Here is a 2,386-nt window from a genome sequence, read left to right on the forward strand (position 1 = left end):
ACGTAAGCGTCCGGCGAACTCACCTTCCGAACTCCAGCATTAAGGGCGATGGTGTCCGCGTATTTTTAAGCGGACGCGATCACCCTTATCGCCAGGATTTCTATGCGCCAACGAAGCTCTTATCCGAAACCGTTCAAAGCCCAGGTCGTTCAGGAATGCCTGCAACCTGGCGCAACCGTGTCCAGTGTCGCCATCAACCACGGCATCAATGCCAACGTCATCCGCAAATGGCTGCCGCTCTATCGAGATCTGCCCGCAGCGGCTTCACTACCAGCTTTCGTCCCGCTAAAAGCCGCACCTAAACGGCCAGTCGAAGCGTCAGTGATCATCGAGTTGCCCGTGGCCGGGCAAGTGATCACGGTGAAATGGCCAGCCTCGGATCCCGAGGGTTGTGCGCAATTTATTCGGGCTTTCGCTCAATGATCCGCATCGATGCCATCTGGCTGGCCACCGAGCCGATGGACATGCGCGCTGGCACCGAGACAGCATTAGCCCGGGTGATTGCGGTGTTCGGTGCGGCGAAGCCGCACTGCGCTTATCTGTTCGCCAATCGCCGGGCTAACCGGATGAAAGTGCTGGTGCACGATGGCGTCGGTGTCTGGCTGGCAGCGCGTCGACTGAACCAAGGCAAGTTCCACTGGCCCGGCATTCGCCACGGCTGCGAGGTCGAACTCGACAGCGAACAACTCCAGGCGTTGGTGCTGGGCCTGCCGTGGCAGCGCGTCGGTGCAGGCGGTGTGATTAGCATGCTGTAAACGCCGGCCATTTGGCCGGTCTACTTGTCGTCGCCCCGCGCCTGCTCTGGCACAATCGGCGGCATGACTTTCTCGCCCAACCTCGACCAGATGACCCCGGAACAGCTTCGTGCCTTGGCGGCACAGGCGTTGCAATTGCAATCCCAGGTCGAGGCGTTGAGCAGGAAGATTCAGAACGATGAAATCCTCATCGAACAGTTCAAGTTCGAAATCGCCCTGCTCAAACGGCACAAGTTTGCCAAGCGCAGCGAGCAAATCAGCCCGGCGCAAAGCAGCTTGCTGGATGACCTGCTCGACACAGACCTTGAAGCTATCGAGGCCGAGCTAAAACAGCTTCTCCCAGATGCGCCACAGGCCGAACCACGACAATCCCCGAAACGTGCGCCTTTGCCGCCGCAGTTTCCACGCACGGTGATTCGTCACGAACCCGAAAACACCCAGTGCGTCTGTGGCTGCCAACTTCAACGCATCGGCGAAGACGTCAGCGAGAAGCTGGATTACACGCCGGGCGTGTTTACCGTCGAGCAACATGTGCGGGGCAAATGGGCCTGTCGCCAGTGCGAAACCCTGATCCAGGCCCCGGTGCCAGCCCAGGTTATCGACAAAGGTATCCCGACCACAGGTTTGTTGGCCCACGTGATGGTGGCCAAGTTTGCCGATCACTTGCCGCTGTACCGGCAGGAGAAAATCTTTGGCCGTGCCGGGCTGGCAATTGCTCGCTCGACCCTGGCGCAGTGGGTCGGACAAACCGGCGTGCGGCTTCAGCCACTGGTCGATGCACTGCGTGAAGCCGTGCTGAACCAGGGCGTGATCCACGCTGATGAGACACCGGTGCAAATGCTTGCGCCAGGCGAGAAGAAAACCCACCGGGCCTATGTCTGGGCGTACAGCACGACGCCGTTTTCAGGGCTCAAAGCGGTGGTTTACGACTTCAGCCCAAGCCGTGCTGGCGAACATGCGCGCAACTTCCTGGGTGACTGGAACGGCAAGTTGGTCTGCGACGACTTCGCTGGCTACAAAGCCGGTTTCGAACAAGGCATCACTGAAATCGGCTGCATGGCCCACGCCCGGCGCAAGTTCTTTGATTTGCACGTGGCGAACAAAAGTCAGCTGGCTGAACAGGCCCTGCACTCGATCAGCGGCTTGTACGAGGTCGAACGTCAGGCGCGGGACATGAGTGATGAAGAGCGCTGGCGAATACGACAAGAATTGGCAGTGCCGATCCTCAAAAAACTGCATGACTGGATGTTGGCTCAGCGAGACCTGGTGCCCAATGGATCAGCCACGGCCAAAGCCCTCGATTACAGCCTGAAACGCTGGGTAGCGCTGACGCGCTACCTGGATGATGGGGCTGTGCCCATCGACAACAACCAGGTCGAAAACCAGATACGGCCATGGGCACTCGGGCGCTCGAACTGGTTATTTGCGGGATCCCTGCGCAGCGGTAAGCGGGCTGCGGCAATCATGAGTTTGATCCAGTCGGCGCGCATGAATGGGCATGATCCGTATGCCTATCTCAAAGATGTGCTGACGCGGCTGCCGACCCAACGGGCCAGTGAGATCGGACAGTTGCTGCCGCATCAGTGGGTGCCGGCCTGACTTACGCAAGGTGAGTTCGCCGGACGCTTACG

The 2,386-nt window shown here is 59.4% G+C and carries 3 protein-coding genes; all 3 read left to right on the forward strand.

Features of this window, described 5'->3' with window-relative positions; genetic code table 11:
* The first annotated feature begins 102 nt into the window (after positions 1-102).
* The 3 genes from tnpA (at position 103) to tnpC (ending at position 2,354) form a co-directional block, all read left to right on the forward strand.
* A complete protein-coding gene (tnpA, locus tag ACI2KG_RS28995; RefSeq protein WP_010954781.1) occupies positions 103-423 on the forward strand; it encodes an IS66-like element accessory protein TnpA in 321 nt (106 codons plus the stop codon).
* On the forward strand, positions 420-755 hold the full coding sequence (tnpB, locus tag ACI2KG_RS29000) for an IS66 family insertion sequence element accessory protein TnpB (RefSeq protein ID WP_004575513.1): 336 nt from the start codon (positions 420-422) through the stop codon (positions 753-755). Before tnpA ends, tnpB begins: the two co-directional genes overlap by 4 nt.
* Positions 756-818: 63 nt before the next feature.
* Complete coding sequence (gene tnpC / locus ACI2KG_RS29005; RefSeq protein WP_174218819.1) at positions 819-2,354, forward strand: IS66 family transposase; 1,536 nt, start codon at positions 819-821, stop codon at positions 2,352-2,354.
* Positions 2,355-2,386 lie beyond the last annotated feature (32 nt).

The organism is Pseudomonas sp. NPDC089407, from assembly GCF_044900445.1.
Lineage (GTDB): Bacteria > Pseudomonadota > Gammaproteobacteria > Pseudomonadales > Pseudomonadaceae > Aquipseudomonas.

What these genes read in the sequence shown, in the direction of transcription:
- tnpA (WP_010954781.1), top strand. Translation starts at nt 103, where the DNA reads ATGCGCCAACGAAGCTCTTATCCGAAACCGTTCAAAGCCCAGGTCGTT.
- tnpB (WP_004575513.1), top strand. Translation starts at nt 420, where the DNA reads ATGATCCGCATCGATGCCATCTGGCTGGCCACCGAGCCGATGGACATG.
- tnpC (WP_174218819.1), top strand. Translation starts at nt 819, where the DNA reads ATGACTTTCTCGCCCAACCTCGACCAGATGACCCCGGAACAGCTTCGT.